The 24,116-nt window shown below is 68.9% G+C and carries 23 protein-coding genes; 16 read left to right on the top strand and 7 right to left on the bottom strand.

Going from position 1 to position 24,116, the window contains the following annotated elements; translation table 11 throughout:
- Positions 1 to 36 precede the first annotated feature (36 nt).
- The 3 genes from K3U93_RS19135 to K3U93_RS19125 all read left to right on the top strand — a co-directional run bounded on the left by K3U93_RS19135 (position 37) and on the right by K3U93_RS19125 (position 3,359).
- On the top strand, positions 37 to 1,431 hold the full coding sequence (locus K3U93_RS19135; protein WP_071512404.1) for a cystathionine beta-synthase: 1,395 nt from the start codon (positions 37 to 39) through the stop codon (positions 1,429 to 1,431).
- A gap of 102 nt (positions 1,432 to 1,533) precedes the next feature.
- Positions 1,534 to 2,145: an RDD family protein gene (locus tag K3U93_RS19130; RefSeq protein ID WP_220688554.1), complete on the top strand. Its 612-nt coding sequence runs from the start codon at positions 1,534 to 1,536 to the stop codon at positions 2,143 to 2,145.
- Positions 2,146 to 2,192: 47 nt separating this feature from the next.
- On the top strand, positions 2,193 to 3,359 hold the full coding sequence (locus K3U93_RS19125) for a cystathionine gamma-synthase (protein WP_083012350.1): 1,167 nt from the start codon (positions 2,193 to 2,195) through the stop codon (positions 3,357 to 3,359).
- 104 nt (positions 3,360 to 3,463) lie between these two features.
- Here the strand turns inward: K3U93_RS19125 and greA are convergent, their stop codons facing one another.
- Positions 3,464 to 3,958, bottom strand: a complete 495-nt coding sequence (greA, locus tag K3U93_RS19120) for a transcription elongation factor GreA (protein WP_071509833.1) — start codon at positions 3,956 to 3,958, stop codon at positions 3,464 to 3,466.
- A 221-nt stretch (positions 3,959 to 4,179) separates the two neighbouring features.
- Positions 4,180 to 4,614, bottom strand: a complete 435-nt coding sequence (locus K3U93_RS19115) for a DUF4307 domain-containing protein (RefSeq protein ID WP_071509832.1) — start codon at positions 4,612 to 4,614, stop codon at positions 4,180 to 4,182.
- Positions 4,615 to 4,729: 115 nt separating this feature from the next.
- On the opposite strand from K3U93_RS19115, the gene mca reads away from it, so the two are divergent.
- The 3 genes from mca to K3U93_RS19100 are packed head-to-tail and all read left to right on the top strand — an operon-like array spanning position 4,730 to position 7,912.
- Positions 4,730 to 5,602: a mycothiol conjugate amidase Mca gene (mca, locus tag K3U93_RS19110; RefSeq protein WP_071509831.1), complete on the top strand. Its 873-nt coding sequence runs from the start codon at positions 4,730 to 4,732 to the stop codon at positions 5,600 to 5,602.
- Positions 5,599 to 5,886 (top strand): hypothetical protein, encoded by a 288-nt coding sequence (locus K3U93_RS19105; protein ID WP_071509830.1) that lies wholly within the window; start codon positions 5,599 to 5,601, stop codon positions 5,884 to 5,886. Before mca ends, K3U93_RS19105 begins: the two co-directional genes overlap by 4 nt.
- The gene (locus K3U93_RS19100; protein ID WP_083012352.1) at positions 5,873 to 7,912 is read left to right on the top strand and encodes a thioredoxin domain-containing protein; all 2,040 of its coding nucleotides are present in this window, start codon (positions 5,873 to 5,875) and stop codon (positions 7,910 to 7,912) included. The genes K3U93_RS19105 and K3U93_RS19100 overlap by 14 nt, the downstream gene beginning before the upstream one ends.
- Positions 7,913 to 7,949: 37 nt before the next feature.
- Here K3U93_RS19100 and trhA read toward each other — a convergent pair whose 3' ends face one another.
- Entirely contained in the window at positions 7,950 to 8,687 is a 738-nt protein-coding gene (trhA, locus tag K3U93_RS19095) for a PAQR family membrane homeostasis protein TrhA (protein ID WP_071509828.1), read from the bottom strand.
- Between the two features lie 138 nt (positions 8,688 to 8,825).
- Between trhA and K3U93_RS19090 the strand changes: the two genes are divergently transcribed.
- The 3 genes from K3U93_RS19090 to K3U93_RS19080 all read left to right on the top strand — a co-directional run bounded on the left by K3U93_RS19090 (position 8,826) and on the right by K3U93_RS19080 (position 11,730).
- The gene (locus tag K3U93_RS19090) at positions 8,826 to 9,614 is read left to right on the top strand and encodes a (2Z,6E)-farnesyl diphosphate synthase (RefSeq protein ID WP_083012355.1); all 789 of its coding nucleotides are present in this window, start codon (positions 8,826 to 8,828) and stop codon (positions 9,612 to 9,614) included.
- A gap of 39 nt (positions 9,615 to 9,653) precedes the next feature.
- Positions 9,654 to 11,051, top strand: coding sequence for a hypothetical protein (locus K3U93_RS19085; RefSeq protein ID WP_071509826.1), 1,398 nt, complete (start codon positions 9,654 to 9,656; stop codon positions 11,049 to 11,051).
- A gap of 265 nt (positions 11,052 to 11,316) precedes the next feature.
- Positions 11,317 to 11,730, top strand: coding sequence for a hypothetical protein (locus K3U93_RS19080; RefSeq protein ID WP_071509825.1), 414 nt, complete (start codon positions 11,317 to 11,319; stop codon positions 11,728 to 11,730).
- A gap of 26 nt (positions 11,731 to 11,756) precedes the next feature.
- Here the strand turns inward: K3U93_RS19080 and coaA are convergent, their stop codons facing one another.
- Positions 11,757 to 12,695 (bottom strand): type I pantothenate kinase, encoded by a 939-nt coding sequence (gene coaA / locus K3U93_RS19075; protein WP_071509824.1) that lies wholly within the window; start codon positions 12,693 to 12,695, stop codon positions 11,757 to 11,759.
- A 127-nt stretch (positions 12,696 to 12,822) separates the two neighbouring features.
- On the opposite strand from coaA, the gene glyA reads away from it, so the two are divergent.
- From glyA to K3U93_RS19050, 5 genes are all read left to right on the top strand, one after another.
- Positions 12,823 to 14,103 (top strand): serine hydroxymethyltransferase, encoded by a 1,281-nt coding sequence (gene glyA / locus K3U93_RS19070; RefSeq protein ID WP_083012424.1) that lies wholly within the window; start codon positions 12,823 to 12,825, stop codon positions 14,101 to 14,103.
- Between the two features lie 70 nt (positions 14,104 to 14,173).
- Entirely contained in the window at positions 14,174 to 14,998 is an 825-nt protein-coding gene (locus K3U93_RS19065) for an acyl-ACP desaturase (RefSeq protein WP_071509823.1), read from the top strand.
- 209 nt (positions 14,999 to 15,207) lie between these two features.
- Positions 15,208 to 16,509 (top strand): RNA 5'-3' helicase PhoH2, encoded by a 1,302-nt coding sequence (gene phoH2 / locus K3U93_RS19060; protein WP_083012357.1) that lies wholly within the window; start codon positions 15,208 to 15,210, stop codon positions 16,507 to 16,509.
- 88 nt (positions 16,510 to 16,597) lie between these two features.
- On the top strand, positions 16,598 to 17,473 hold the full coding sequence (locus K3U93_RS19055) for a polysaccharide deacetylase family protein (RefSeq protein WP_083012359.1): 876 nt from the start codon (positions 16,598 to 16,600) through the stop codon (positions 17,471 to 17,473).
- Positions 17,474 to 17,581: 108 nt separating this feature from the next.
- The gene (locus K3U93_RS19050) at positions 17,582 to 19,051 is read left to right on the top strand and encodes an adenylate/guanylate cyclase domain-containing protein (RefSeq protein ID WP_083012427.1); all 1,470 of its coding nucleotides are present in this window, start codon (positions 17,582 to 17,584) and stop codon (positions 19,049 to 19,051) included.
- On the opposite strand, the gene K3U93_RS19045 is transcribed toward K3U93_RS19050, so the two are convergent.
- The 3 genes from K3U93_RS19045 to glpX are packed head-to-tail and all read right to left on the bottom strand — an operon-like array spanning position 19,041 to position 22,543.
- On the bottom strand, positions 19,041 to 19,970 hold the full coding sequence (locus tag K3U93_RS19045) for a hypothetical protein (RefSeq protein ID WP_083012361.1): 930 nt from the start codon (positions 19,968 to 19,970) through the stop codon (positions 19,041 to 19,043). The two genes, K3U93_RS19050 and K3U93_RS19045, sit on opposite strands and share 11 nt — an antisense overlap.
- 13 nt (positions 19,971 to 19,983) lie before the next feature.
- Positions 19,984 to 21,402, bottom strand: a complete 1,419-nt coding sequence (locus K3U93_RS19040; RefSeq protein ID WP_083012363.1) for a class II fumarate hydratase — start codon at positions 21,400 to 21,402, stop codon at positions 19,984 to 19,986.
- 31 nt (positions 21,403 to 21,433) lie between these two features.
- Complete coding sequence (gene glpX / locus K3U93_RS19035; RefSeq protein ID WP_139797191.1) at positions 21,434 to 22,543, bottom strand: class II fructose-bisphosphatase; 1,110 nt, start codon at positions 22,541 to 22,543, stop codon at positions 21,434 to 21,436.
- Positions 22,544 to 22,598: 55 nt separating this feature from the next.
- Here glpX and K3U93_RS19030 point away from each other — a divergent pair, with 55 nt between their 5' ends.
- Positions 22,599 to 23,285, top strand: coding sequence for a DUF4245 domain-containing protein (locus tag K3U93_RS19030; RefSeq protein ID WP_083012365.1), 687 nt, complete (start codon positions 22,599 to 22,601; stop codon positions 23,283 to 23,285).
- Positions 23,286 to 23,315: 30 nt separating this feature from the next.
- On the top strand, positions 23,316 to 24,113 hold the full coding sequence (locus K3U93_RS19025; RefSeq protein ID WP_083012367.1) for a dienelactone hydrolase family protein: 798 nt from the start codon (positions 23,316 to 23,318) through the stop codon (positions 24,111 to 24,113).
- Positions 24,114 to 24,116: the final 3 nt, after the last annotated feature.

Raw genomic sequence — 24,116 nt, 5'->3', positions numbered from 1 at the left:
TATGCGGCGCCCGATGCCGCCTGAGACGATGAACGCATGCGGATCGCGCAGCACATCAGTGACCTCATCGGCGGCACGCCGCTGGTTCGGTTGAACTCCGTCGTCCCCGACGGCGCCGGCACCGTGGCGGCCAAGGTCGAATACCTCAACCCCGGTGGCAGCTCGAAGGACCGGATCGCGGTGCGGATGATCGACGCCGCCGAGGCCAGCGGGCAGCTCAGGCCCGGCGGCACCATCGTCGAACCCACGTCGGGCAACACCGGCGTCGGCCTGGCCCTGGTTGCCCAGCATCGCGGGTACAAGTGCGTGTTCGTCTGCCCCGACAAGGTCAGCGAGGACAAGCGCAACGTGCTGCTCGCCTACGGCGCGGAGGTCGTCGTGTGCCCGACAGCGGTGCCGCCCGATCACCCGGACAGCTACTACAGCGTCTCCAACCGGCTCGTCATGGAGATCGACGGCGCGTGGAAGCCCGACCAGTACGCGAACCCGGAAGGCCCGGCCAGCCACCACGAGACCACTGGCCCGGAGGTCTGGGCCGACACCGGCGGCAAGGTCACCCACTTCGTCGCCGGCATCGGCACCGGCGGGACGATCACCGGCGCGGGCCGCTACCTCAAGGAGGTATCGGGAGGGCGGGTGCACATCATCGGCGCCGACCCGGAAGGTTCCGTCTATTCGGGGGGCAGCGGCCGGCCCTACTTGGTCGAGGGCGTCGGCGAGGATTTCTGGCCCGCGGCCTACGACCCGACGGTGCCCGACCGGATCATCGCGGTGTCCGACTCCGACTCGTTCAACATGACCAGGCGGCTGGCCCGCGAGGAGGCGCTGCTGGTCGGCGGGTCCTGCGGGATGGCGGTGGTCGCCGCGGTGAAAATCGCCGAGGAAGCCGGGCCCGACGCGTTGGTGGTTGTCTTGCTGCCCGACGGCGGCCGCGGCTACATGTCGAAGATCTTCAACGACGCGTGGATGTCGTCGTACGGCTTCCTGCGCAGCCGGCTCGACGGGTCGACCGAGGAATCTACGGTCGGCGACGTGCTGCGCCGCAAGTCGGGCGCGCTGCCCGACCTGGTGCACACCCATCCGTCGGAGACGGTGCGCGACGCCATCGGCATCCTGCGTGAGTACGGGGTGTCCCAGATGCCCGTCGTCGGGGCCGAGCCGCCGGTGATGGCGGGAGAGGTCGCCGGCAGCGTTTCCGAACGCGAACTGCTCTCGGCCGTCTTCGAGGGCCGGGCCAAATTGGCCGACGCCGTCTCCCAGCACATGAGCCCGCCGCTGCCCATGATCGGGGCCGGTGAACTGGTCAGCGCGGCCGGCAAGGCGTTGCGCGACTGGGATGCCTTGATGGTGGTGGAGAAGGGCAAGCCGATCGGCGTCATCACCCGCTACGACCTGCTGGGCTTCCTGTCGGAGGGGCCGCGCCGCCGTTAGCGCGGGGTGCCGATCGCGCGTGACGCCGGTCTCGCCCGGCCGCTCGGCACTCGGGTACTGTAATGCGGCCTGGTTCAGCTAATCCGCAGTGGAGGGTTGCCCATGACCGATCAACCGCCGCCCGGCGAGTCCCACCTACCGCCCCCGCCGCCTGGCGGTTCCTACCCTCCGCCCCCTCCGTCGTCGGGTGGCTATGCGCCGCCGCCGCCCGGGCCGGCGATCCGTACCCTGCCGACGGAGTCCTACACGCCGTGGATCACCAGGGTGCTGGCGTTCGTCATCGACATCCTGCCCTACGTCGTCATACACGGCATCGGCGTCGTGATCTTGGAGGCCACCCAGCAGTCGTCTTGCGTCACCGATGTCACGCAATACGCCGTCAACCAGTACTGCGTTTCTCAGTACTCGACGGTCGGCGAATTGGCACACGGATTGGCCTGGCTGCTGGCGTTGGCCTACCTGGTGTGGGACTACGGCTACCGCCAGGGCACCACCGGATCGAGCCTCGGCAAATCGGTGATGAGGGCCAAGGTGGTCAGTGAGGTCACCGGCAAGCCGCTCGGTTTCGGGATGTCCGTGGTCCGCCAGCTCGCGCACTTCGTCGACGCGATCATCTGCTTCATCGGTTTCCTGTTCCCGCTGTGGGACGCCAAGCGGCAGACGCTGGCCGACAAGATCATGACGACGGTCGTCCTGCCGATCGAACAGGCCTGAGCGGCTGATCCGATCGGCGGGAGGTCGCATCGTTAGGCTGATCGTCGATGAGCGAGGACCGTAAGGGACACCGAGGGTTTACCGGGCTGGCCACCAAAGCCATTCACGCCGGCTACCGTCCGGATCCGGCGACCGGGGCGGTGAACGCCCCGATCTACGCCAGCAGCACGTTCGCCCAGGACGGCGTCGGCGGCCTGCGCGGCGGCTTCGAATACGCGCGCACCGGCAACCCGACCCGGGCCGCGCTCGAGGCCTCGCTGGCGGCCGTCGAAGAGGGCGCCTTCGGGCGGGCGTTCAGTTCGGGGATGGCCGCCGCCGACTGTGCCCTGCGGGCAATGCTGCGGCCCGGCGACCACGTGGTGATCCCCAACGACGCCTATGGCGGCACGTTCCGGCTCATCGACAAGGTGTTCACCCGGTGGAACGTCGAGTACACGCCGGTGGCGCTGTCCGACCTGGACGCCGTGGCCGCCGCGATCACGCCGCGGACCCGGCTGGTTTGGGTGGAGACACCGACCAACCCGCTGCTGTCCATCGCCGATATCGCCGCCCTGGCCGAACTCGGCCGGGACAGCTCCTCAAAAGTGTTGGTGGACAACACTTTTGCGTCGCCCGCGCTGCAGCAGCCGTTGACGCTGGGCGCCGATGTCGTGCTGCACTCGACCACGAAATACATTGGCGGCCACTCCGATGTGGTGGGCGGCGCGCTGGTCACCAACGACCCGGAGCTGGACGAGGCCTTCGCCTTCCTGCAGAACGGGGCCGGCGCGGTGCCGGGCCCGTTCGACGCCTACCTGACGATGCGCGGCCTGAAGACCCTGGCGCTGCGGATGCAGCGACACAGCGAAAACGCCTCGGCCGTAGCGGAATTCCTCGCCGGACACCCCTCGGTGAGCACGGTGTTGTATCCGGGTCTGCCCGGCCATCCCGGGCACGAGATCGCCGCGCGGCAGATGCGCGACTTCGGCGGCATGATTTCGGTGCGCATGCGGGGCGGCCGGCGGGCCGCCCAGGACCTGTGCGCCGGAACCGAAGTGTTCATCCTGGCCGAATCGCTGGGTGGGGTCGAGTCGCTGATCGAGCACCCCAGCGCCATGACGCACGCGTCGACGGCCGGTTCGCAACTCGAAGTGCCCGACGACCTGGTGCGGCTTTCGGTGGGCATCGAGGATGTCGCCGACCTGCTGGCCGACCTCGAACGGGCGCTCGGCTAACTCCCGCGAGCAGACGCGGAATCGCACGCGCGAGGCGTCTGAGATGCGATTCCGTTGGGGGCACCTCCCGCTTGCGGGGGACTGCTCGCGCCGGCTAGGAGTGGCTAGGAGTGGTATGGCTCCGCGCTGACCAGCGTGACCTCGACGGTGTTGCCGTTGGGCACCGTGTAGCTGCGGGTCTCGCCCACCTTGGCGTCGATCAGGGCGCCGCCCAGCGGGGAGTTCGGCGAGTACACCTCGAGCTTGCCGTCGTTGACCCCCTCCTGCCGGGTGGCGATCAAAAACGTCTCGGTGTCCGACTTGTCGCCGTTGTAGTAGACCTTGACCACCGAACCGGGCAGCGCGACGCCGGACTGCTTGGGCGCCTCGCCGACCTTGGCGTTGTTCAGCAGGTCCTGCAGCTGGCGGATGCGGGCCTCTTGCTGGCCCTGCTCTTCCCGGGCGGCGTGGTACCCGCCGTTCTCGCGGAGGTCTCCCTCCTCGCGACGGTCGTTGATTTCCGCGGCGATGACCGGACGATTCGCGATCAACTGGTCGAGCTCGGCCTTGAGTCGGTCATGTGACTCCTGGGTCAGCCAGGTCACCTGAGTATCCGTCATCTCGTCGTGCTCCTCGTTTTGTCGTTCCGCGTATCCGCGCAAGCCTTAAGAATCCCGCTGCCGCGAGTGTCCGGGTCCCCCGCCTACCGGCGCTCCGTTTCTGCTCACGGCCTTTAATGCAGCAATACACGGTCCCGCCAGGAACCGTGCATTCATCCATGTTACCACCGCGGAAACAGTCGATGACCCGTCATATTCGCAGTTCGGCCTTCGTCGTGCGGTTAGGCCGGGCGCAGGTAGCTGGGCACGTCGGTGCCGCAGCCGTAGACATCGGCCATCACCGGCGGTCGGAAGGATTTCACCGTCGTCGTCACCTGCACCGTGGCCTGGCCCGACGGCGGGACCAGCACCTCCCGTCTGCCCGTCTCGCTGCCGTCCATCGCCCGGACCCGCACGATGCAGTCCACCGGGCGCGACGGGTCGGATCGCGTCACGCTGATCGTTACCGACGCCGTCTCGTCGTCGATCACCCGGTAGCCGGCCAGCGAGCCCGCGACGTCGCCGGTGCCGAGCCGTTGGTAGCCGACGACCGCGACGACGAGGCCGGCGGCGCCAACCAGCACGGCCAGCCCGATGATCAGGCGACGCCGCGACACGCGCGACAGTCGCGAATGCCCGTAGCGGGCCTCGGGGCGCGGAGCGGGAGTTTCGGTCATGCCTGGGTACGCCTGGACTAGTCGGCCGCCGGACCCCAGCCGGCGGGATTGCAATGATCTGGAACTGGAATTATAGGGTCGAAACCGGGCGACCATCAGACCGACAAGGGGGCACGTGAGCGAACTGCGGTTGATGGCGGTGCACGCCCACCCCGACGACGAGTCCAGCAAGGGTGCGGCCACGCTCGCCCGCTACGCCGACGAGGGCCATCGGGTCCTGGTGGTGACGCTGACCGGGGGCGAGCGCGGCGAGATCCTCAACCCGGCGATGGACCTGCCCGACGTGCTGGAGCACATGGCCGAGATCCGTCGTGACGAGATGGCGAAGGCCGCCGAGATCCTCGGTGTGGAGCACACCTGGCTCGGCTTCGTCGACTCCGGCTTGCCCAAGGGCGACCCCCCGCCGCCGCTGCCTGCGGACTGCTTTGCGCTGGTGCCGCTGGAGGAGGCGACCGAGGCGCTGGTGCGCGCGGTCCGCGAGTTCCGGCCGCACGTGATGACCACCTACGACGAGAACGGCGGCTACCCGCATCCGGATCACATTCGCTGCCACCAGGTTTCGATCGGCGCCTTCGAGGCGGCCGCCGACTACGCCCGCTTCCCGGACGCCGGCGAGCCGTGGACGGTGTCCAAGCTGTACTACAACCACGGCTTCCTGCGGGCGCGGATGCAGTTGCTGCACGACGAGTTCGTCAAGCGCGGCCAAGAGGGACCGTTCGAAAATTGGCTCAAGCATTGGGATCCCGAGCACGACCCGTTCGAGTCGAGGGTGACCACGCGGGTGGAGTGCTCGGCGTATTTCAGCCAGCGCGACGATGCCCTGCGGGCGCACGCGACTCAGATCGACCCGAACGCCGAATTCTTCGCCGCGCCGATCTCGTGGCAGCAGCGGCTATGGCCGACCGAGGAATTCGAGTTGGCCCGCTCCCGGGTCCCCGTCCGGCTGCCCGAGGACGACCTGTTCGCCGGAATCGAGAGCGACGGGTGAACCACTTACTGGTAGCAGTGATCGCCGACGGACCCCACAACCACGGGCCCGATTTCGGCAAGGCCAGCCCGGTGGGGCTGCTGGTCGTCGTGTTGCTGTTGATCGCCACGCTCTTGCTGCTGCGGTCGATGAACCGGCAACTGAAGAAGGTGCCCGAATCGTTCGACCCCGAGCACCCCGAGCCCGACCAGGCCGCCGACGAGGGCACCGACACGCTCGGCGAGAACCCCGGGCACACAAACGGATCGACACCGGCGCCAGGGTCCGGCGATGAGTCCGGCTGAGTCCTCGGCGACGAACACGCTCGGGCTGGCCACCAGCCCGTACTTGCGCCAGCACGCCGACAATCCCGTGCATTGGCGGCAGTGGACGCCACAGGCGCTGGCGGAGGCGGCCGCCCGCGATGTGCCGATCCTGCTTTCCATCGGTTACGCCGCCTGTCACTGGTGTCACGTCATGGCCCACGAATCGTTCGAGGACGACGAGGTGGCCGCCGCGATGAACGCGGGATTCATCTGCATCAAGGTCGACCGGGAGGAACGGCCGGACATCGATGCGGTGTATATGAACGCCACCGTCGCGCTCACCGGGCAGGGTGGCTGGCCGATGACGTGTTTCCTCACACCCGACGGCCGGCCCTTCTTCTGCGGCACCTACTATCCGAAAGCAAGTTTCCTGCAACTCCTTTCGGCCGTCACCGCCACCTGGCGGGATCGTCGCGGGGAGGTCGAGGAGGCGTCGGACCGCATCACCGGCGAATTGCGCGAGATGGTGGTTGGGCTGCCCTCCGGCGGTCCGGACGTGGCGCCGGCGCTGTGCGACCACGCCGTCGCCGCGGTGCTGGCCGACCAGGACACGGTGCGCGGCGGGTTCGGCGGGGCGCCCAAATTCCCGCCGTCGGCGATCCTTGAGGCGCTGCTGCGCCACTACGAGCGCACCGGGTCACCGGCGGCGCTGGACGCGGTGACGCGCACCGGTAACGCGATGGCCCGCGGCGGCATCTATGACCAACTCGCGGGCGGCTTCGCCCGCTACAGCGTCGACAACGCCTGGGTGGTACCGCATTTCGAGAAGATGCTGTACGACAATGCGCTGTTGCTGCGCGTGTACGCGCACTGGGCCCGGCGTACCGGGGATCCGTTGGCCCGAAAGGTCGCCGCCCAGACCGCGGGGTTTTTGCTCGACGAGCTGGCCGAGGGCGGCATGTTCACGTCGTCGCTGGACGCTGACGCCGACGGGCGCGAGGGCTCGACGTATGTGTGGACGCCGGGGCAGCTGACCGACGTGCTCGGTGCTAACGACGGCCGTTGGGCCGCAGAGGTTTTCGCGGTCACCGATTCCGGCACGTTCGAACACGGGACCTCGGTGCTGCAGCTGCCCGCCGATCCGGACGACCCGCAACGCGCCGAACGCGTCCGGACCGCGCTGCTGGCGGCCCGGCTGACCCGGGCCCAGCCCGGACGCGACGACAAGGTCGTCACCTCCTGGAATGGGCTGGCGATCACCGCGCTGGCCGAGGCCAGCGTGGCGTTGGGAGAGCCCGAATTGGCCGGCGCCGCAACGCGTTGCGCAAAGGCGCTGCTGGACCTACACGTCGTCGACGGCCGGCTGCGGCGTGCCAGCCTGGGCGGGGTGGTCGGCGACAGCGCCGGCATCCTCGAGGACTACGCGATGCTGGCCACCGGCCTGCTCGCGCTGTATCAGCTCACCGCGGACGAGGTCTGGCTGGCCAAGGCGACCGAGCTGCTCGACACCGCGCTGGCGCACTTCGCCGACCCGCGGCGGGCCGGCCGCTGGTTCGACACCGCCGACGATGCCGAGCGGTTGATGCTGCGGCCCGCCGACCCGCTGGACGGGGCGACGCCGTCGGGCGCGTCGTCGATCACCGAGGCGCTGCTGACCGCCGCGCACCTGGTCGATGGCGACCGCGCGGAGCGGTACCTGAGGGCGGCTCACGAGGCGCTGCACGCGCATTCCGTGCTGCTGGAACGGGCGCCGCGCTCGGCCGGCCATTGGCTGGCCGTCGCCGAAGCCGCGGTCCGCGGACCGCTGCAGATCGCGGTCGCCTGCGACCCGGCGCGGTCGCCGCTGCTGGCCGACGCGCGCCGGCTGGCGCCGGGCGGGGCGATCGTCGTGGGCGGCGAGCCGGACTCGTCGGCCCTGCTGGTCGGCCGGGGCCGGGTGGCCGGCGCCGACGCCGCCTACGTCTGCCGCGGCCGGGTCTGCGACCTACCGGTGACCGGGGCGCCAGAACTGGCGGCCGCCCTGGGCTGCCGCGAAACTGCATTCCACGACACGTTTCCCGAGTAAGGCCGTCGCCAGTCGCACTCTCGCGGGCGGTCTCGGGCTAGAACACCACGAACCACATCGCGATGTAGTGGCAGATCGCCGCGATCGCGGTGCAGGCGTGGAAGAACTCGTGGTAGCCGAACGTCGCCGGCCACGGGTCGGGCCAGCGCAGCGCGTACAGAATGCCGCCGATGCTGTACAGGGCGCCGCCGACGAATAACAGCACCATGGCGGCCACGCCGGCGTTGTGCAGGATCGTCCCGGTGTACCAGACCGCCACCCAGCCCAATAGCAGATACAGCGGCACGCCCACCCAGCGCGGCGCGGACGGCCAGCACATCTTCAGCAGGATCCCGGCCAGCGCCCCACCCCAGACGATCGACAACACCATCCGCTCGGCGTCGGGCGGCATCGCCAGCAGCGCGAACGGTGTGTAGCTGCCGGCGATGAACACGAAGATCATCGAATGATCAAGCCGCTTCATCCATTTCCGGGCCGTCGCCGACTTCCAGTTGACGCGGTGGTAGGTGGCGCTGACGGTGAACATCACCACGGTGGCCGCGGTGTAGGCGAACGTCGCAAGCCCGGCACGGGTGGACGAGACCGCCCACGACACCGCGATCAGCGACGCACCCGCGGCGACGGCGATCCCCGCGGAATACACGTGGATCCAGCCCCGGAAACGTGGCTTGGCCAGTACCCGGGCGACGCCCTCGACGAGCTGCTGCGCGGCATTGGCCGCGAGCCCCTGCGATTCGGGCTCCGGATGGGTAGCCGTGCTGGTCTGGCTGCTCATGTCTCCTGTCGCCCGCTTCGGATGGCCGGTATCGACCAACAGTAGTCGGCCACGGTCACGACACGAGGTCTCACGTGCAGTGAGATTGCCGAAAACGCGGGCCGGAAATTGCTGCCGCTCACAGTAGGGTGGATCTTCGTGGAGATCATCCCGCCGCGGCTTAAGGAGCCGTTATATCGCGTCTACGAGCTGCGGCTGAGGCAGGGTCTGGCCTCCTCGAAAACCGAACTCCCCCGCCACATCGCGGTCCTGTGCGACGGTAACCGGCGGTGGGCACGCGACGCCGGCTACGACGACGTCAGCTATGGCTACCGGAAGGGTGCCGCCAAGATCGCCGAGATGCTGCGGTGGTGTCAGGAAGCCGGCATCGAAATGACCACCGTGTACCTGCTCTCCACCGAAAACCTGCAACGCGATCCCGGCGAGCTCGCCGGACTGATCGAGATCATCACCGATGTCGTCGAGGAGATCTGCGCGCCGGCCAATCGCTGGAGTGTGCGAACCGTCGGCGATCTGGAGTTGCTTGGCGAGGAACCGGCCCGGCGGCTGCGCGACGCGGTGGCGTCCACGCCGGGGGTCGCGCCCTTCCACGTCAACGTCGCGGTGGGCTATGGGGGCCGCCGGGAGATCGTCGACGCGGTGCGCGCGTTGTTGAGCAAAGAACTGGCCAACGGCGCCACCGGCGAGGAGCTCATCGACGCGGTGACCGTCGACGGCATCTCCGAAAACCTGTACACCTCAGGGCAACCCGACCCCGACCTGGTGATCCGCACCTCGGGGGAGCAGCGGCTGTCCGGGTTTCTGCTGTGGCAGAGCGCGTATTCGGAGATGTGGTTCACCGAGGCGCACTGGCCGGCATTCCGCCGGGTCGATTTTCTGCGCGCGCTGCGCGATTACAGCCAACGGCATCGCCGGTACGGCAAGTAGCGGGTCGGCGCGAATCGAACCGCGTGCCACACTGGATGCATGGCTGCGCTGTCGGCGGCGGTGTTCGCGCTGAGCGGCTGGCTGGGGTTGTACCTGCTGGCCCGCGATCCGCGCAAGCCGGTGCTGGCGTTGGCGGCGCTCGGGCTGTGTGGTTTCGCGCTGGTGGTGGCGCTCGACGCGGTGCGCACGGCCAGCGTCACCCACTCCGGGCTGCTCGGCCGGTTCGAGGTCTATCTGGTTGCGGTCCCCGGTGTGGCGTGGTTCGCGGTGCTCGCCGAGCTGTCCCGGCCGTGCGATCACTGGCGGGCGCGCACCGGCGAGTTGTTGCTGGTCGGTGTCGTCGGCGCGCTCACCCTGCTCGGCGCGACGATGGCCGGCAGCGTCGACGGACCACTGCGAGCCGGTCACGTGCTGATGTTCGCGGTGATCTCGGTTTCCACGCTCGGCGCGATGTTCGCCGCGCTTCGTCGGCCCACGGCCCAGCCGGTCCCCGTCGGCCGCAGCGGTCTGGGAGTCGTCATCGTGGCGACGCTGTTCTTCGCGCTGGGCAACGCCATCCTGATCATTCCGCTTGGCCTGCTGCCGAGCTGGCTGGCGCTGGCGTCCACGGGTTTCGATGTGCTGTTGCTGGGTGTGGCGGTGGCCCTGTGGGACGCCTTCGACGAGGGCCAGGCGCTGCGCGCCGACATGCTGCGCTCGTTCGCCGGCTCGATGGCGGTGGCGGTGCTGTTCGGTGGCCAGGCGCTGATCGGCCTGGCCGTCACGCGACACGAGCCCACCGCGCTGACCGTGCTGCTGTTCACCACCCTGGCGATCGCCATCACCGTGCAGGTGCTGGCCGATCCGCTCGCCGGGGTGCTGGACCGCCTAGCGTTCTCGAAATCGCCCGCGCTGCGGGCCGACCGGGCCGCGTTGCGGCATACCGGGGCGGCGTTGCCGCTGCGCTCGGTCGATTCCCTCCGGGATCTTCAAGGCGTCGACGACGACACCTTCGCTCGGCTCACCCGCCGGGCGCTGGGCCACTACGGCGACCTGACCAAGCTGGTCGCCAGCCCGCTGACCGCGCTGCCCGTGATCGGCGAGCGACTGGCCGCGCGGGGCGCGCCCGACCACCCGTTGGAGCGGGCCAACGAGCTCAAGGCCGTGCTCGCCGACGGCATCGCGCGTCTCAAGCCGCGCGACGGTGGCGATTTCGGGACCACCGAGGAGTGGCGCTACTACAACTCGCTGTATTTCCCCTACGTCGTCGGAGTGCGCGCGTACGCGCAGAACGCCACCGCCTCGGGATTGGATCCGACCGCACGGCAGGCGTGGCAGTGGTTGGTGACCGAGGTCCCGCAGCGCTCGCTGCACAACTGGCAAAACGCCGCGGCCCGGCTCATCGCCGCCGACCTACGCGGGCGTGTCCCGGTGCCCAGTAACGAGCCCGCCATCTAACCCAGGCTCGCAGGCCGATCCGCGATTCACCGAAACTGTACTTTCGCAGCGAAAGTGCGAGTAGCGGCCTGCAAAATTACAGGCTCGGCGCCAAGCGCGCGAAACGTTCGGCGCGGGAATGCCGGGAATGCCGGGAATACGCCGTAGACGTCCCTGGTCTAACTGTCCATGGCAGTAGTTGGCAGTGCCACGAGTCGATATGGCAGTGCGTGATCGGCACGCTCAAACCTGTTCGACCCAATCCGCCACCGCGAGGAGTAATCACATGACCGCTGTATCTGGTCTACGAACCCGACCCCTGTACGACTCGACCGACTCGCTGCTGCGTTTCGCCATGCGTGCCGATGCCACGTTGACGGGACTGTGCGGCCTGGCCGTCGCCTTCGTTGCCGACCCGCTTTCGTCGCTGACGGGTCTGGCGTCCGGCCAGGAATACGCCATGGGCGCCTTCTTCGTGCTCTATGGCCTCGTGGTGTTCAGCCTCGCGGCGTTGCCGAACCTGCGCCGCGCCGGCATCGGCGTCGTCGCGGCCAACGTCGTGTACACGCTGGCCGCGATCGTGGCCGCCGAAGCCGTGCCGATGACCACACTGGGTATAGGCGCGACGCTGGCCAGCGGCGTGTACACCGCGGCGTTCGCTGGGCTGCAATACCTCGGCGTGCGCCGGCTGGCGACGTAGTTCCCGGCCTGGCGATCCGGGCCCCGCTACAGCTTGCGCAGGCGGAGCCGGTTGATGGAATGGTCGGCGTCCTTGCGCAACACCAGGGTGGCGCGGGGACGGGTCGGCAGGATGTTCTCGACGAGATTCGGCCGGTTGATCGACCGCCAGATCTCGCGGGCGGCGGCGATGGCCTTCGTGTCGTTGAGGGCCGAATAATGGTGGAAGTGCGATTCCGGGTCGGCGAACGCCGTGCCGCGCAGGGACAAGAACCGCGAGATGTACCACTGCTCGATGTCTTCGATCCGCGCGTCCACATACAGCGAGAAATCGAACAGGTCCGACACCATCAGCGTCGGGCCCGTCTGCAAGACGTTGAGGCCCTCCAGGATCAGGATGTCGGGATGGCGGACCACGTGCTTGGCCCCGGGGATGACGTCGTATTTCAGATGCGAATACACCGGCGCGCACGCGTAGTCGGAACCGGATTTGACCGAAGTCACGAACCGCATCAGCGCCCGGCGGTTATAGCTCTCCGGAAAACCTTTGCGGTGCATCAGGTTTCGCCGATCCAGCTCGGCATTCGGGTAGAGAAAGCCATCGGTGGTCACCAGGTCCACCCGGGGGTGGTGATCCCAACGGGCCAGCAGCGCCTGCAGCACGCGGGCGGTCGTCGACTTGCCGACCGCCACGCTGCCGGCCACGCCGATGATGAACGGCACCGGACGGTCCGGGTTTTGTTGGGGTTCGCCGAGGAATTCCGCGGTGGCGGCAAACAGCCGCTGGCGAGCGGCGACCTGAAGGTGGATCAGCCGGGCCAGCGGCAGGTACACCTCTTCCACTTCGAGCAGGTCGATCTGTTCACCGAGGCCACGCAGGCCGACCAGTTCCTCTTCGGTGAGGGCCAGCGGCGTCGACATGCGAAGCGCACGCCATTGCTTTCGGTCGAACTCCACATACGGGCTCGGCTCGCTAAGCCGCGGCATAGTGCCAGTGTTGCAGGAACTGGCGCGCGCCCGACGGCTGGGCTCGCCCCAGGCGCCGCTGGATAGACTGGCGCCCGTGACTGCCGCACCCGACGCCCGCGCTACCACCCCCGACACGGCCTCCTTCATGTCCGCGCCGCTCGCCGAGGTCGACCCCGACATCGCCGAGCTGCTGGACAAGGAGCTCGGCCGGCAACGCGACACCCTGGAGATGATCGCGTCGGAAAACTTCGTGCCGCGCTCGGTGCTACAGGCCCAGGGCAGCGTCCTGACCAACAAGTACGCCGAGGGTTTGCCCGGTCGGCGCTACTACGGCGGCTGCGAGTACGTCGACGTCGTGGAGAACATCGCCCGCGACCGGGCCAAGGCGCTGTTCGGCGCCGAGTTCGCCAACGTGCAGCCGCATTCGGGCGCCCAGGCCAACGCCGCGGTGCTGCACGCACTGATGTCGCCGGGGGAGCACCTGCTCGGCCTGGACCTGGCCAACGGCGGCCACCTCACCCACGGCATGAAGCTCAACTTCTCCGGCAAGCTCTACCACGCCGGCTTTTACGGCGTCGACCCGAAGACGCACCTGGTCGACATGGACGCGGTGCGGGCCAAGGCGCTCGAGTTCCGGCCCAAGGTGATCATCGCCGGCTGGTCGGCCTACCCGCGGATCCTCGACTTCGCGGCGTTCCGGTCCGTCGCCGACGAGGTCGACGCCAAGCTCTGGGTCGACATGGCGCACTTCGCGGGGCTGGTTGCCGTGGGCCTGCACCCGTCGCCGGTGCCGCACGCCGACGTGGTCTCCACCACCGTGCACAAGACGCTCGGCGGACCCCGTTCCGGGATGATCCTGGGCAAGCAGGAGTACGCCAAGGCCATCAACTCCGCGGTGTTCCCCGGCCAACAGGGCGGACCGCTCATGCACGCCATCGCCGGCAAGGCCGTCGCGCTCAAGATCGCCGCCACCCCCGAATTCGCCGACCGCCAGCGGCGCACGCTGTCCGGCGCCCGGATCCTCGCCGACCGGCTGCTGGCGCCCGACGTTGCCGAGGCCGGCGTCTCGGTGGTCAGCGGCGGCACCGACGTGCACCTGGTGCTGGTCGACCTGCGCGACTCGCCGTTGGACGGCAAGGCCGCCGAGGACCTGCTGCACGAGGTCGGCATCACCGTCAACCGCAACGCCGTCCCCAACGATCCCCGGCCGCCGATGGTGACGTCGGGCTTGCGGGTGGGCACACCGGCGCTGGCGACCCGCGGTTTCGGGGACGCCGAATTCGCCGAGGTCGCCGACATCATCGCCACCGCGCTGGCGGCGGGAGGCGCGGCCGACGTCTCGGGGCTGCGGCAACGGGTGACGCGGCTGGCCAGGGACTTCCCCCTCTACGAGGGGCTCGAGGAGTGGACGCTGGTCGACCGCTGACCGGGCAATCCGGCCGCGCCACGCGCCGCGCAATTTCACAGAACCTGTGTCTGCGGGTTACAGTAACTGCATGGCACAGAAACCTGTTCCTAACGCGCTGACCCTGGAACTCGAGCCGGTCGTCGAAGCGAACGTGAAACGCCATCTCGACACCGAGGAACTCTGGTTCGCCCACGACTACGTCCCGTTCGACCAGGGTGAGAACTTCGCCTTCCTCGGTGGACGCGACTGGGACCCGTCCCAGGTGACGCTGCCCAAAATCATCACCGACGCCTGCGAAATCCTGCTGCTGCTTAAGGACAACCTCGCCGGCCATCACCGCGAGCTCGTCGAGCACTTCATTCTCGAGGAATGGTGGGGCCGCTGGCTGGGCCGGTGGACCGCCGAGGAGCACCTGCACGCCATCGCGCTGCGGGAATACCTGGTGGTGACCCGGGAGGTCGACCCGACCGCCAACGAGGAGGCGCGGGTCCAGCACGTGATGAAGGGCTACCGCGCCGACACGTACACGCAGGTCGAGACCCTGGTGTATATGGCGTTCACCGAACGCACCCATGCCGTGTTCTGCCGCAATCTGGCCGCCCAGATCGAGGAGCCCATCCTGGCCGGGCTCGTCGACCGCATCGCCAGGGACGAAAAGCGCCACGAGCAGTTGTTCGCCAACCTCGTCGCGCACTGCCTCGAGTACACCCGCGACGAGACGATCGCGGCGATCGCCGCCCGCGCGGCGGACCTCCAGGTCGTCGGCGCCGACATCGACGCCTACCAGGACAAGGTGCGAAGCGTCGCCGACGCGGACATTTTCGGCCCCGCGGAGCTGCGGCAGGCGATCTCCGACCGCATCACCGAATGGGGAGTGGCCGACGAGCCGGCGCTGAGGCAGTTCGTCGGCTGAGCCAGCTGGCTGCCCATATTCGGCGCGCCTGCGCGGCGGCCGAGCGGCCACGAGAGTAGCGTCGTTCTCGATGGCCAGCGAGATGCTCTGCTGCCAGGGCGGCATATTTCGTGACGACAACGGCAGGACCGGCCCCGGTCCTGGTGCCGCGGCTCCCGCCGACATGCCCGTGCGGGTCCGCGCGGGCTTTCCCGCTCGAGGAGCGCTTCGTGACCGATATCCGGACCTATGTGCTCGACACCTCCGTGCTGCTGTCCGACCCGTGGGCGTGCAGCCGGTTCGCCGAACACGAGGTGGTGGTCCCGCTGGTGGTGATCAGCGAGCTGGAGGCCAAACGCCACCACCACGAGCTGGGGTGGTTCGCCCGTCAGGCGCTGCGCCTGTTCGATGACCTCCGGCTCGAGCACGGACGGCTAGATCAGCCCATTCCCGTTGGGACGCAAGGCGGCACGCTGCACGTCGAACTCAACCACACCGACCCGGCGGTGCTGCCCGCGGGCTTTCGCACCGACAGCAACGACTCCCGGATCCTGAGCTGCGCCGCCAACCTCGCCGCCGAGGGTAAGCGAGTCACCTTGGTCAGCAAGGACATTCCGCTCCGGGTCAAGGCCGCCGCGGTGGGCCTGGCCGCCGACGAGTACCACGCGCAGGACGTCGTGGCCTCCGGCTGGTCGGGGATGCACGAGATCGAGACGGCGGCCGAGGACATCGACGCGCTGTTCGCCGACGGCGAGGTCGACCTGGCCGAGGCCCGGGACCTGCCGTGCCACACCGGCGTTCGGCTGCTGGGCGGCAACTCCCACGCGCTGGGCCGGGTCAACGCAACCAAACGCGTTCAACTGGTCCGCGGTGACCGCGAGGTGTTCGGGCTGCGCGGCCGTTCCGCCGAGCAGCGGGTCGCGCTGGATCTGCTGCTCGACGAGTCGGTGGGCATCGTGTCGCTGGGCGGCAAGGCGGGCACCGGCAAGTCGGCGCTGGCGCTGTGCGCCGGCCTCGAGGCGGTGCTGGAACGGCGGACCCACCGCAAGGTGGTGGTCTTCCGGCCGCTGTACGCCGTCGGCGGCCAGGAGCTGGGCTACCTGCCCGGCAGCGAGAGCGACAAGATGGGCCCGTGGGCGCAGGCCGTCTTCGACACGCTCGAGGGCCTGGCCAGCCCCGCGGTGCTGGAGGAAGTCCTGTCCCGGGGCATGCTCGAAGTGTTGCCGCTGACCCACATCCGGGGCCGCTCGCTGCACGACTCGTTCGTCATCGTCGACGAGGCGCAGTCGCTGGAGCGCAACGTGCTGCTGACGGTGCTGTCCAGGCTGGGCACCGGATCGCGGGTGGTGCTGACCCACGACATCGCCCAGCGCGACAACCTGCGCGTCGGCCGCCACGACGGCGTCGCGGCGGTGATCGAGAAGCTCAAGGGCCATCCGCTGTTCGCCCACATCACCCTGCTGCGCAGCGAGCGCTCGCCGATCGCCGCGCTGGTCACCGAGATGCTCGAGGAAATCGCCGGACCGCGCTGACGCCTTCCGCCGCGAAACTGCATTCCGGGACAGTTCCACTCGCGAAACGCGTCGCCAGTTGCAGTCTCGCGGCCGGTAGGCTGCCAAGATGCCGAAACGACCCGACAGCCAGGCCTGGCGCTATTGGCGGACGGTTCTCGGTGTCGTGGCGGCCGCCGCGGTGCTGGTGATCGGCGGCCTGACCGGTCACGTGACGCGCGCCGACAACCTCAGCTGCGCGGTGGTCAAGTGCGTCGCGCTGACGTTCGACGACGGGCCGGGTCCGTTCGACGAGCGGCTGCTGCAGATCCTGAAGGACAACGACGCCAAGGCCACCTTCTTCCTGATCGGCAACAAGGTCGCCGCCAACCCGGCCGGAGCCAAGCGCATCGCCGACGCCGGCATGGAGATCGGCAGCCACACCTGGGAACACCCCAACATGGCGACGATTCCCCCAGAGGACATCGCCGGCCAGTTCTCCAAAGCCAACGACGCGATCACCGCGGCAACCGGCCGGACACCGACCCTGTATCGTCCCGCCGGCGGACTGTCCAGCGCGGCCGTCCGCCAGACCGCGGGCCGGCTTGGCCTGGCCGAAATCCTTTGGGATGTCATCCCTTTCGACTGGGCCAACGACTCCAACACGGCGGCCACGCGCTACATGCTGATGACCTACATCAAGCCCGGCTCGGTGGTGTTGTTCCACGACACCTACTCGAGCACCGTCGACCTGGTCTACCAGTTCATCCCGGTGCTCAAGGCCAACGGCTACCGCATGGTCACCATCACCGAGCTGCTGGGGCCGCGCGCGCCCGGCAGCAGCTACGGCAGCCGGGAGAACGGGCCACCCGCCAACGAACTGCGCGACATCCCGGCCGGCAAGATCCCGACGCTGCCGAACACCCCGTCGCCGAAGCCGATGCCCAACTTCCCGATCACCGACATCCCGGGCCAGAACTCGGGTGGGCCAAATAACGGGGCCTAGAAGACCCGCGGCTACCTTTATGGGGTGATCAAGGCGGGCTGGTTTCGGGCTTGGGCCCCGCCGCGATCGGGTGGTCGAGCGGCGGGGCAACGAAAGTCCGCCCGGAGGCTGTCGATTGAATATGCGTTCGCCCTCGCCCTCGCCTACGTTCTGGCCGTCGTCGACGCGGCCGCGATCTTGATCCCGCTGAGCGGCCACACGTCCATCGCGGCCAACGCCGACTTCGCGGAGAAGAACACGGCGGCGGTGGTGTTGCTCGTTGCGCTGGGCATCGTCGGCGTCGCGGTGGCCGGTGCCCTGAACCTGGCTCCCACGCTGAGTTGGTATGTCGCGGGGGACGAACCGACCGATGAACAACGGGCAGCGGCGATGAAGATCCCCGGCCGCCAGTCGGCGATACTGTTGCTGGCCTGGGGCGTGGCCGGGGCGATCTTCGCGCTGCTGAATCTCGGTGGCGGGGCCCAGCTTCTGCTGCCCATCCTGCTCGGCGTGCTGCTGGGCGGCCCGGCCGCGGCCGGCACGGGGATGCTGCTCGCGCAACGCACCCTGCGCCCCATCATGGGCGCCGCCACGCTGGGGCGCGAGCCACGGCTGGCGGTGCCGGGTGTGTTAGCCCGGCTGGTCCTGCTGTGGTTTTTGTGCAGCGCGCTTCCCATCGGGGTGATCGCGGCCCTCGTCGTCCTTCGCTCGTACGGGTGGCTGATCGCGAAGTCCGCATCGCTGGACGTGCCGATCTTGGTGGTGTCGCTGGCCGCGCTGCTCCTCGGCCTGCCGACGATGATCCTGACGTCACGATCCATTTCGGATCCGATCCGCGAGGTCGTCGACGCGATGGCCGAGGTCGAGCACGGCCGCATCGGAACCTACGTTGGCGTGTACGAGCGTTCCCAAATCGGGCGCCTGCAAACGGGTTTCAACCGGATGGTCGGCGGGCTCGCCGAGCGGGATCGGTTGCGGGACCTGTTCGGGCGCCACGTCGGGGCCGACGTCGCGCAGCGCGCCATTCAGCACGGCGCATCGCTGTCCGGGGACGTCGTCGACGCGGCGGTTCTCTTCATCGACCTGGTGGGTTCCACGCAGCTCACGGAAAGCCGCCCGCCGCAAGAGGTTGCCGAGGTGCTCAATGATTTTTTCCGGATCGTCGTCGATGCTGTCGACGAACACCACGGGCTGATCAACAAATTCGCCGGCGACGCCGCGCTGGCCGTGTTCGGGGCGCCGTTGCCGACGAGCGAACCGGCGTCGGCGGCGCTGGCGACGGCACGCGCCCTGAGAACCCAATTGCGCCGGCTGCCGGTCGATTTCGGCATCGGCGTCTCGGCGGGCCGGGTCTTTGCCGGCAACATCGGTGCCGAAAACCGCTACGAATACACGGTAATCGGTGACGCGGTCAACGAGGCCGCGCGCCTGGCCGACCTTGCCAAGACCGCCGACCGGCGGATCCTGTGTTCGGCGACGGCCGTCGACCGGGCCGATGAGGCCGAGCGGGCGCACTGGGCCGAATGCTATTCCACCGTGCTGCGCGGGCGCTCCGAAGCCACCCACGTCTCGGCGCCGGCGGGCTCGGCTACTTCCTGACCTTCAGCGCCGCGATGACCCGGTTGATGACCCCCGCCGAACCCGTATCGCCGATCGGGGTCGCGCCCAGGAAGACGGTGACCGGTTTGGTGTTGACCGCGATGATGACGAGCGAGTCGCCCTTGACGTTGCGTGAGGTGTCGGCGATCGTGACCTCGGCGTCCACCCGGGCGGCCTTGACCCCATCGACCGTGACCGACGACGTCTTCGTCGGGCCCAGGGTAGGCGACGCGTTCGCGTAGCCGGGCCCGTTGGCCACGCAGTCCATCAACTTCGACGCCTGCGCGCCGACATTCATGCTGGGGACGAAGTTGGTGACGGCGACCTCCGCCTGCATCATCCACTGGTTGGCGCCGGGCACGTCTTGCCCGACGCCCACCGCGCCGATGAGATTCGGGGTCTGGTCGTCCGAAAAACCCGTCCATCCCGGCGCCGCACTGGCCGGGAACGACAGCTTGCCCGCGCCGATCGTGTCGCCGGCGGGCTTCTCGCCGCCGGACACGTTGGGCGTGCAGCCGGTCGCCGTCTGCTCGGAATTGCCCGGCTGCGACGTCGGGGCGCTCGGCGAAGACGAGGGCCCGGCCTTGGTCGACTTGTTCCCGCCGCTGAGGCCGATCGCCAGGATCGCCACGAGCACGATGACGCCCAGCGCCGCGAGACCGGCGAGCACCAACCACGGCGCCTTCGAGCGCGGCGGCGGGTACGGCCCGGGCGGCGGCCAGCCGGGCGGGACCTGCTGGCCGGGGTAAGGGTATTGCTGGGGCGGGTAGGGGCCCGCCGCGTAGGGCGTCCCAGGGCCGCCCGGCGGCGGGTACAAGTAGCCCCCGCCGGGCGGCTGCCCGCCCCAATACGGTTCCTGACCATAGGGATTCGTCCCGTAGGGATCCTGACCGTAGGGACCGCCGGGAGGAGCCGTCATTGTCGGACCACCCTCACCGGTCCTCCGGCTTGACCTGGTCATTGACGCGGGCCATCGCCAACACGTCGAGGCGGCGGTCCAGTTCTTCCAGGGACAGCTTGTCGCCGATCAGGCCGCGGTCGATGACGGTCTGGCGGATGGTCTTGCGCTCCTTGAGCGCCTGTTTGGCCACCGCGGCCGCCTCCTCGTAGCCGATCGCCGAGTTCAACGGCGTCACGATCGACGGCGACGACTCGGCCAGCTCGCGCAGGTGCTCGACATTGGCCGCCAGCCCGGTGATGCAGCGCTCGGCGAACAACCTTGACACGTTGGTCAGCAGCGTGAACGACTCCAGGATGTTGCGGGCCATCATCGGGATGTAGACGTTGAGCTCGAACGCGCCGTTCGCGCCGCCCCAGGCGATCGCCGCGTCGTTGCCGATCACTTGCGCGGCGACCTGGGTAACCGCTTCCGGCAGAACGGGATTCACCTTGCCCGGCATGATCGAGCTGCCCGGCTGCAGATCCGGCAGCCGGATCTCGGCCAGGCCGGTCAGCGGACCGGAACCCATCCAGCGGATGTCGTTGGCGATCTTGGTCAACGACACCGCGACGGTGCGCAGCGCTCCGGAGGCCTCCACCAGCCCGTCGCGCGCGGCCTGCGCCTCGAAAGAATTTACGGCCGTGCGTAATTCGCTTAAACCGGTGGAGGCGACCAACACCTCGACCACCCTGGCGCCGAAGCCGTCGGGGACGTTGAGGCCGGTGCCCACCGCGGTGCCGCCGATCGCCAGCTCACCCAGCCGGGGCAGCGTGGCGCGGACCCGTTCGATCCCGGCCTCGATCTGGCGGGCGTATCCGCTGAATTCCTGTCCGAGCGTCACCGGAACGGCATCCATCAGGTGGGTGCGGCCCGACTTGACCACCGTGCGCCACTCGCGGGCCTTGGCCGCCAGGGCGTCGTGCAGCACCTCGAGCGCCGGGATGAGGTGACGCACCGCGGCCTCAGTGGCCGCGATGTGGGTGGCGGTCGGGAAGGTGTCGTTGGACGACTGCGACATGTTGACGTCGTCGTTGGGGTGCACCGTCACGCTGTGGGCGGCCGCGATGGACGCGATCACCTCGTTGGTGTTCATGTTCGAGCTTGTCCCCGAACCGGTTTGGAACACGTCGATGGGGAACTGGTCGTCGTGGCGGCCGTCGGCGATCTCGGCGGCCGCGGCGATGATCGCGTCGGCCTTCTCCGGCGCCAGCAGACCGAGGTCCTTGTTCACCTGCGCGCAGGCGCCCTTCAGCAGGCCCAACGCGCGGATCTGGGTGCGCTCCAGGCCGCGGCCCGAGATCGGAAAGTTCTCCACCGCGCGCTGGGTTTGCGCGCGCCACAACGCCTTTGCGGGCACGCGGACCTCGCCCATGGTGTCGTGCTCAATGCGGTACTCGGCATCAGGGGCCATGGAATGGGTCCTCGCTAGGTGTTCCGGTGGTTCAGGGCAGGGGATAGGCGGCAGAGCTGTCGCCGGTGAAGTCGATGGCGGAGTATTCGTTGAGCTTGGAGAGCCGGTGATAGGCCTCGATCATCCGGACGGTGCCCGACTTCGAGCGCATCACGATCGACTGGGTGGTGCAGCCGCCGGGGTAGTAACGGACGCCCTTGAGCAGGTCGCCCTCGGTGACCCCGGTGGCGCAGAAGAAGACGTTGTCGCCGGACACCAGGTCCTCGGTGGTCAGCACCTGCTCGAGGTCGTAGCCGGCGTCGAGCGCCTTGCGGCGTTCGGCCTCGTCGCGGGGCGCCAGTGTGGCCTGGATGGCGCCGCCCATGCAGCGGATCGCCGCGGCCGCGATGATGCCCTCCGGGGTCCCGCCGATCCCGGCCAGCATGTCGGTGCCCGACTCGGGCCGGCACGCCGAGATGGCGCCGGCGACGTCGCCGTCGGTGATCAGCCGGATGCGCGCCCCGGTCGTCCGCACGTCCTCGATCAGTTGCGCGTGCCGCGGGCGGTCCAGGATGCACACCGTCATGTCGCGCACCGACAGCGCCTTGACCTTGGCGACGGCCCGGATGTTCTCGGCGATCGGCGCGGTGATGTCCAGCACGTGCGCGGCCTCGGGCCCGACGGCGATCTTGTTCATGTAGAACACCGCCGACGGGTCGAACATCGCGCCGCGATCGGCCACCGCGAGCACCGAGATGGCGTTGGGCATGCCCTTGCTCATCAGCGTGGTGCCGTCGACCGGGTCGACCGCGAAGTCGCACTCCGGGCCGTCGCCGTTGCCGACCTCCTCGCCGTTGTAGAGCATCGGGGCCTGGTCCTTTTCGCCCTCGCCGATCACCACCACGCCGCGCATCGACACGGAGTTCACCAGCTCGCGGATGGCGTCAACCGCCGCACCGTCGCCGCCCTCCTTGTCGCCGCGGCCCACCCAGCGCCCGGCGGCCATGGCGCCGGCCTCGGTGACCCGGACCAATTCCAGGGCCAGGTTGCGGTCCGGCGCTTCGCCGCGCGGCCGCGCCTGTGCTGGGTCACGGCCCGCGGTGGCGGTCGACTGGGATATCCGCGAACCGGATCCAAGTGAGCGGTCGCCCTCAGCTGTCATGGTTGCTGATTGTCCCAGAAGCACATCGGTCCGCTGGAACTGGGATACTTGGGGGATGACCGTCGAGCCGCCCCCTAATGGCGAGGTAGGGGAGCCGGTCGCGGCGGCATGGCCCGTTCCAAAGCCCGCCAAGCCGCGGTTGCTCCAGGATGGCCGTGACATGTTCTGGTCGCTCATCCCGCTGGTGGTGGGATGCCTCGTGCTGGCGGGCCTGGTCGGCATGTGTTCGTTTCAGCCGGGCGGGACGAACAAGGGGGCGATCCCGTCCTACGACGTGGCGGCGGCCTTGCGCGCGGACGCCCAGGCGCTTGGGTTTCCCATCCGGTTGCCCCGGTTGCCCGCCGGCTGGCAGCCCAATTCCGGCGGCCGCGGCGGCATCGAAAACGGGCGAACCGACCCGTCGACCGGCCAGCGGCTCCACGCTGCCACCTCGACCGTGGGATACATCACTCCCACCGGAATGTATCTGCAGCTGACCCAGAGCAACGCCGACGAGGACAAACTGGTCGGCTCGATCCATCCCTCGGCGTATCCGACCGGAACGGTCGACGTCGACGGCACCAGATGGGTCGTCTACCGCGGGGCCGGCCAAGGCGGCGCGGACGCCGAGCCGATATGGACCACCCGGCTCGCCGGCCCGCCCGGCGCCACCCAGATCGCCATCACCGGCGCTGGAAGCGCCGATCAGTTCCGTACCCTGGCGGCGGCGACCCAATCGCAGCCGCCTTTAGCAAGCCGGTAGCCGGCCCGCTGAAGCAAGGAGCCCCGTAACGTGAGTGCACCCGAGGCAGACCTTTCCGGATGGTCGGTGGCACCGTTCACCGGTGGCGGCCACACCCACGACGTCTACCGCAAGGGCGCCGGCCCGGGCGTGGTACTGATTCCCGAGATCCCCGGCATCCACCCCGGTGTGCTTGCCCTGGGTAATCACCTGGCGGACAACGGCTTTACCGTCGTAATCCCGTCGCTGTTCGGTGAGCCGGGCAAGCCGAGGACCGTCGGCTACGTGGCGGCTACCATCACACGCGCCTGTGTGGCAAGGGAATTCGCGGCATTCGCCACCAACAAGGCCCGCCCGGTGTCGTTGTTCCTGCGCGCGCTGGCCCGTAACCTCAACGCGTCGACGCCGGGGAAGGGCGTCGGCGTGATCGGCCAATGCTTCACCGGCGGTTTCGCGTTGGCCGCCGCGGTCGACGACAGTGTGCTGGCTCCGGTGCTTTCCCAGCCGTCGGTGCCGCTGCCGCTGGGCCGTGCCCGGCGCGCCGATCCCGGGCTGAGCGAGGCCGAGCTGGCCACCGTGGCCGACCGCTGCGCCAACGACGGCCTGTGCGCCATGGGCTTGCGGTTCAGCGAGGACACGATGGCACCCCGTGAACGGTTCGCCGCGCTCAAGGAGCGGCTCGGCGACGCGTTCGAGGTCATCGAGATCGACTCGGGCCCGGGTAACGAAGGCGGTTTCGGCAAGATGGCGCACTCGGTGTTGACCGACGAGGTGCGTGAGGTCGACGGCCAGCCGGCCTACGAGGCCCGCAAGCGCGTGGTCGAATTCCTCACGCGGAGTTTGAGTTAGGGC

Origin of the sequence: Mycobacterium malmoense (assembly GCF_019645855.1) — a bacterium.
Classification (GTDB): Bacteria; Actinomycetota; Actinomycetes; order Mycobacteriales; family Mycobacteriaceae; genus Mycobacterium; species Mycobacterium malmoense.
The sequence above is the reverse complement of the archived record's forward strand: the minus strand, read 5'-3'. Positions and strand labels throughout refer to the sequence as shown.